Here is a 6323-nt window from a genome sequence, read left to right on the forward strand (position 1 = left end):
CGCGAGCATCCGCTGCGTGGCAGGGTGGCGGCCTTCGTGGCGGTGGACAGCCTGGAGACGGCGCGGCTGACCGTGGGGGCTGTGGGGAGCAAGCGCTACCGCGTCAGCTTCCGCGGGCCGGGCGGGCATTCCTTCGGCGCCTTCGGCCTGGTGAACCCGGTCTTCGCGCTGGCGCGGGCGGCGGACGACCTGTCGCGCATCCGCGTGCCGCCGGTGCCGCGCACCACCTTCTCCATCGGCAAGATCGGCGGCGGCACCTCGATCAACGCCATTCCGGAGGAGGCCTGGATGGAGGTGGACCTGCGGTCGGAATCCGCCGAGGAACTGGCGCGGCTGGAGGAGCGCTTCCTGGCCACGCTGCCGCAGGCGGCGGCGGACGAGAATGCGGCGCGCGACGTGAAGCGCGGCGGCATCCAGGTCGAGGTGAGGCAGGTGGGCGACCGGCCAGCGGGGACGACGCCGCGCGAGGCGCGGATCGTGCGGCTGGCGGAGGCGGTGATCGCGGCGCGAGGCTATGCGCCGAAGCTGGAAGCGTCCTCGACGGACAGCAACATCCCGATCAGCCTGGGCATTCCGGCGGTCACCGTGGCCTCGGGCGGCAAGGGTGGGCGGGCGCACTCGCTGGAGGAATGGATCGACGTGGCGCCGGAGGAAAGCGCGAAGGGGATTGCCACGGCGCTGGGCATCATCGTGTCGGTGGCTGGCCTGGCGGGGTGACGGCGGGGCGCGCCGGGAGATGGGAAGGGCGGACCGTCAGGCCCACCCTTTCCGCCGGCTCTGCCTCAGTGCAGAACGCCGAACAGCCACAGCAGGATGATCACCGGGATCGGGATCCCGATCAGCCACAGAAGGATGCCGCGCATCGTTTCCTCTCGATTGTCTGCGGAGGGGAAACGTGGCGTTCGCGGCGGGGGTTGCGTCCCGGACTTGCGGTCTTCCGTGCCGCTCCGGCGGGACGGCGGAGATGAAAGAGGGGTATGGGGAGGTGGGCATGAGCGGTGGAACGGCGCCGGAAGCGGACAGGGCGAACGAGACACCCTGGGTGGCCTCGCCGCGCTATCCGGATGCGCGGCTGCGGGATCTCGACCCGGGATTCGCGAAGTACCGGGTGATGAACGCGGCGGTGGAGAAGCTGTGCGGCGGGCTGCGCTGGGGCGAGGGGCCGGTCTGGTTCGGCGACCATCGCTGCCTGCTCTTCTCCGACATCCCGAACAACCGCATCCTGCGCTGGGACGAGGAGACGGGTGGCGTCAGCGTGTTCCGCAAGCCTTCGAACTTCGCCAACGGCAATACCCGCGACCGCGAGGGGCGGCTCGTCACCTGCGAGCACGGCGCGCGGCGGGTGACGCGGACGGAGCATGACGGGCGGATCACGGTGATCGCCGATGGTTTCGAGGGGAAGCGGCTGAACTCGCCGAACGACGTGGTGGTGCGGTCGGACGGCACGATCTGGTTCACCGACCCGCTTTTCGGCATTGGCGGCGATTACGAGGGCGAGCGTGCGGAGTCGGAGATCCCCGCCGCCGTGTACTGCGCCGATCCGTCGCGGGGCACGCTGCGCAAGGTGGCGGAGGGTGTGCCGGGGCCGAACGGGCTGGCCTTCTCGCCGGATGAGGGGCTGCTCTACCTCGTTGCCTCGCGCGCCGAGCCGCGGCAGATCCTGAGCTATCCGGTGCGGGCGGGCGGCGTTTCGCTGGGCGAGGCGCGGGTGCTGGTCGAGGCCGAGGCGGACGGCACGCCGGACGGGTTCCGCGTGGACGAGGACGGCAATCTCTGGTGCGGCTGGGGCATGGGGCGCGACGGGCTGGACGGGGTGCGGGTGTTCAACGCCAGCGGCGCGCCGATCGGGCATGTCGACCTGCCGGAGCGGGTGGCCAATGTCGCCTTCGGCGGGTGGCGGCGGAACCGGCTCTTCATGGCGGGGTGCCGTTCGCTGTACAGCGTTTTCGTCAACACGCGGGGGTGCTGAGGCATGGCGATCCGTTTGCATGAGTTGTGCGGCAGCGATCCGGCGCGGGTCTTCAGCCCCTATTGCTGGCGGGCGCGGTTGGCGCTGCTGCACAAGGGGCTGCCGCATGAGAGCCTGCCCTGGCGCTTCACCGAGAAGGCGGCGATCGCCGATGCGGGCACGGACAAGGTGCCGGTGCTGCGCGACGGGACACGCACCGTGCATGATTCCTGGGCGATCCTGGAATATCTGGAGGACCGCTATCCGGGCCATGCCAGCCTCTTCGGCGGCGAGGGCGGGCGGGCGCTGGCGCGCTTCGTGGCGCACTGGGCGGATACGGTGCTGAACCCGACGATCGCGGTGCTGATCGTGTCCGACATCCCGGCGCTGCTCGATCCCGAGGACCGGGCGTATTTCGTCCGCACGCGCGAGGCGCGTTTCGGCAAGCCGCTGGCGGAGGTGACGGCGGGGCGGGAGGAACGGCTGGAAGGCTTCCGCGCCGGGCTGCGGCCGCTGCGGCTGACGCTGTCGGACCGGCCCTTCCTGCATGGCGCCACGCCGGGCGCGGGGGACTACATCGCCTTCTCCGGCTTCCAGTGGGCGCGGGTGGTGAGCCCGCTGCCGCTGCTGGCTCCGGAGGACGTGCTGCATGCCTGGCGCGGACGGCTGCTCGATGCCTTCGGCGGCGTGGCGCGGGCGGTGCCGGCGGCGGAGCGGGGCTGACGTTCTCGGGCGCCCCGCCTTTCCGCCTGTTCCCAAGAATCGGACGCCGCGATAACGGCAACCACCAGGGCCAACCCTGCCCCGGGGTCCGGGAACCGGCTTCGGTCCCCCCGGCGGAGAGGGTCCGGGAGAGGCGGCGCCTCTCCCGGGGAGAGGTGCTGCCGAAGGGAACCTGTGTGCCGGAGGGAATGCGCCGCTCTGGCACGCCATGTGCGAGCGCCCGCCATGCGATAAGCTGAACAGGTTGGCGAGGCAGGGACCGATGCTGGGACGACGCGGGCTGGGTTTGGGATTGCTGGGGGCGGCATCGCTGGCGGGTGCCAGGAAGGTGCGGGCGGCGGGCTGGCCGGAGCATCCGTTGCGCTGGGTGGTGGGCTATCCCCCGGGCGGGGCGTCGGATGTCTTCGCGCGGCTGATCGGCGCGGGCATGGGCGCGGCGCTGGGGCAGAACGTGGTGGTGGAGAACCGGCCCGGCGGGGGCGCGGTGCTGGCCAGCGAGGTGGTGAGCCATGCCGCGCCGGATGGCTATACCTGGCTGCATACGGACAACGGGAACCTCGTCTACAACCCGGCACTCTATGCGAAGCTGCCCTATGACCCGGACCGCGACCTGACCGGGGTGGGGTTCATCGGGCGCTTTCCGCTCTTCCTGGTGGTGCGGCCCGACGATCCGGCAAAGGGCTTCGCGGATTTCCTGGCCGCGGCGCCGAAGGACCCGCCGACCTATGGCACGGCGGGCGTGGCCTCGCCGCACCATCTGGCGATGGAGATGCTGCGGCGGCGGGCGGGGAACTTCCCGGCGGTGCACGTGCCCTATCGCGGCGCACCGGCGGCGATGCAGGACCTGATCGCGGGCAGCGTGGACTGCGTGGTGGTGGACTGCGCGACGGGCATCCCCTTCCTGCGCGACGGCAAGGCGCGGGCGCTGCTGGTGATGGGCGAGGCGCGTTCCCGGGCGGCGCCGGAGGTGCCGACGGCGCTGGAGCTCGGCTATGCGGATGCGGTGGCCTATGGCTGGCAAGGGCTTTCGGTGCCGGCGGCCACGCCGCCGGACCTTGTCGCGAAGCTGAACGCCGCGCTGAACGACACCGTGCGCAGCGACATCGTGCAATCGCGCATGAGTGCCCTGGGCATCGAGACCTCGGCCCTGTCGCCGGCCGCCTTCAGCGCCTTCGTGGCGAAGGAAAGCGGGCGCTGGCGGCCGCTGATCAAGGAACTCGGCATCCGGCTGGATAGCTAGCCTGGAGGTGGCCCACGCCAGACCGCGGGCCGCCCTGCGGCTGCCTCAGCCGCCGAAATAGCCGGGCCGACCGATATCGGCGAGCAGGCCTGGCTGCGCCGGCGCCCAGTCCAGCAGCGCCCGGGTCCGCTCGCTCGAGGCCGGCGCGTCCATGCCGGCGAAGGCCGCGAACCAAGCGAAGTGCCCGGCGGCCTCCCCCGGGGGCAGGGCGGCGGCGGGCAGGCCGAGCTGGCGGCCGATGGCCTCGGCGATCCCGTGGAACGGCACGCCTTCCTCGGCCACTGCGTGATAGCGCTCGCCCGGTGGAGCATCGCCCCGGGACCCATGCTCGATCGCCAGCCTGAAGGCGCGGGCGGCATCCAGGCGGTGCACGGCGGGCCAGCGGTTGAGTCCTTTGCCGATAAAGGCGGACCGGCCTTTCTCGCGGGCGATGCGATGCAGGATCGGCACGAAGCCGTGGTCCCCGTCGCCATGCACCGATGGCGGCAGGCGCATCACCGCGACGCGCACGCCCTCTGCCGCGAGCGCGGCGGCGGCCGCTTCGGAGGCGCGGGGGAAATGGGGCGTCGGGGGAGGCGGGGTGTCGTCCTCGGTCGCGAGCCGGCCCTTCGCCAGATGCGCCATCCCGGAGGTTACGATCAGGGGCCGCCCGGAGCCCCGCAGCGCGGCGCCAAGCGCCGCGATGGCGCGGCGGTCGATCTCGCTGTTCTCCTGGAAGCGCGAGAAGTCGTGGATGAAGGCGGTGTGGATGACGCCGTCCGCCGAGGCGGCGGCGCCGCGCAGGCTCTCGGCATCCTCCAGCGTGCCGCGATGCACCTCGGCTCCCATGGCGGCGACGGCCCGGGCGCCGTCCTCCGAACGGGCCATGCCGAGCACCCGGTGCCCGGCGCCGATGAGTTCCCGGACCACGGCGGAACCCACGAAACCCGTCGCGCCGGTCACGAAGATACGCATGGGACAATCTCCAGATCTTGGTCGTGGGCGAGACTTGGCCCAGTCTCCATCGTGGTAAAGCCGTGAGATCATCGTGGTATAATGACTGTCAGGATGAGCACGCCGGCCGGCGGAATGACGCTGGGCGCCTATCTGAAGGACCGTCGCACCAGGCTCGACCCGGCGGCCTGTGGCCTGCCGGGGACGCGGCGCCGGACCCCGGGGCTGCGGCGGGAGGAAGTGGCGTTGCGCGCCCATATCAGCCCGGCCTGGTACACCTGGCTGGAGCAGGGGCGTGGCGGCGCGGCCTCGCCCCAGGTGCTTGACCGGCTGTCGCAGGCCCTGATGCTCACGGAGGTCGAGCGCGAGCACCTGTTCCTGCTGGGGCTGGGCCGGCCGCCGGAGGCACGCTACCGGGCGGCAGAGGGCATCACGCCGCGGTTGCAGCGCGTGCTGGATGCGCTGGAGCCCGGGCTGGCGATCATCAGGACGGCCACCTGGGACGTGGTCGCCTGGAACCGGGCGACGGCGGTGATGCTGACGGACTACAGCCTGCTCCCGCCAGGGCAGCGCAATGTCCTGCGCCTTCTCTTCGGCGATCCGCGTGTCCGTGCCGCGCAGGATGACTGGGAGGGCGTGGCCCGCTTCGTGGTGGGGTCGTTCCGGGCGGATGCGGCGCGCGCCGGCGCGGTGGAGGAGGTGCGGGCGCTGGCGGAGGAGCTCTGCCGGACCAGCCCGGAATTCGCGGCCATGTGGCGCGACAACGATGTCCGCAGCCATGGCGAGGGCTTCAAGCACCTGCGGCACCCGGTGCTGGGCCGGATTACCCTGGAGCTGTCCAGCTTCGCCGTGGATGGCCGGCCCGATCTCTGGCTGCTGGTCCACAACCCTGTCCTGCCCGCGGACAGGGAGCGGATCAGGGCGCTGATCGAGGCGCCGCGCGCCGCCCCGGGCTGAGCGGCACGCTGAACGGGATGTCCGGGCGGCCGCCTTCCCCACGGATGGACCGGGGCCGGGCAAGGGGGGCCGGGCAGGGAAGGATGGCCACCCGGATCACTCCGCCATCAGGCCGCGCGCCAGTTCCAGGGCCTGGCGTTCGAAGAGGCGGCGGTAGATGCCGTCCTCGCGGCGGACCAGGGTCTCGTGGCGGCCTTCCTCCACGACCTGGCCGTGGTCGAAGACCAGGATGCGGTCCAGGGCGCGGACGGTGGAGAGGCGGTGGGCGATGACGATGGTGGTGCGGTCGTGCATCAGCCGTTCCACCGCTTCCTGGATCAGCGCCTCGGATTCCGAATCCAGGGCCGAGGTGGCCTCGTCGAGGATCAGGATCGGGGCGTCGGCCAGGAAGGCGCGGGCCAGGGCGACGCGCTGGCGCTCGCCGCCCGACAGCTTCACGCCGCGCTCGCCGACCGTGGTGGCATAGCCTTCCGGCAGGCCTGTCTCTTGATCACATCTACGCACAGCTCCACCGTAAGGCGA

7 protein-coding genes are annotated in these 6323 nt (G+C 71.8%); 5 read left to right on the top strand and 2 right to left on the bottom strand.

Annotated elements, in window-relative coordinates; translation table 11 throughout:
- The 4 genes from ROTAS13_RS17215 to ROTAS13_RS17230 all read left to right on the top strand — a co-directional run.
- On the top strand, positions 1-717 hold a 717-nt coding region (locus tag ROTAS13_RS17215; protein WP_171979135.1), incomplete at its 5' end, for a peptidase dimerization domain-containing protein.
- 274 nt (positions 718-991) lie between these two features.
- Complete coding sequence (locus tag ROTAS13_RS17220) at positions 992-1969, top strand: SMP-30/gluconolactonase/LRE family protein (RefSeq protein WP_075822950.1); 978 nt, start codon at positions 992-994, stop codon at positions 1967-1969.
- A 3-nt stretch (positions 1970-1972) separates the two neighbouring features.
- On the top strand, positions 1973-2671 hold the full coding sequence (locus ROTAS13_RS17225) for a glutathione S-transferase family protein (RefSeq protein ID WP_075822951.1): 699 nt from the start codon (positions 1973-1975) through the stop codon (positions 2669-2671).
- A 262-nt stretch (positions 2672-2933) separates the two neighbouring features.
- The gene (locus ROTAS13_RS17230) at positions 2934-3911 is read left to right on the top strand and encodes a tripartite tricarboxylate transporter substrate binding protein (RefSeq protein WP_075822952.1); all 978 of its coding nucleotides are present in this window, start codon (positions 2934-2936) and stop codon (positions 3909-3911) included.
- Positions 3912-3956: 45 nt separating this feature from the next.
- Here ROTAS13_RS17230 and ROTAS13_RS17235 read toward each other — a convergent pair whose 3' ends face one another.
- Entirely contained in the window at positions 3957-4865 is a 909-nt protein-coding gene (locus tag ROTAS13_RS17235) for an SDR family oxidoreductase (protein WP_075822953.1), read from the bottom strand.
- Positions 4866-4958: 93 nt separating this feature from the next.
- Between ROTAS13_RS17235 and ROTAS13_RS17240 the strand changes: the two genes are divergently transcribed.
- The gene (locus ROTAS13_RS17240; protein WP_058389374.1) at positions 4959-5801 is read left to right on the top strand and encodes a helix-turn-helix transcriptional regulator; all 843 of its coding nucleotides are present in this window, start codon (positions 4959-4961) and stop codon (positions 5799-5801) included.
- Between the two features lie 96 nt (positions 5802-5897).
- Here the strand turns inward: ROTAS13_RS17240 and ROTAS13_RS17245 are convergent.
- On the bottom strand, positions 5898-6323 hold a 426-nt coding region (locus ROTAS13_RS17245; RefSeq protein WP_139323404.1), incomplete at its 5' end, for an ATP-binding cassette domain-containing protein.

This window comes from Roseomonas sp. TAS13, assembly GCF_001950415.1.
GTDB lineage: Bacteria > Pseudomonadota > Alphaproteobacteria > Acetobacterales > Acetobacteraceae > Roseomonas > Roseomonas mucosa.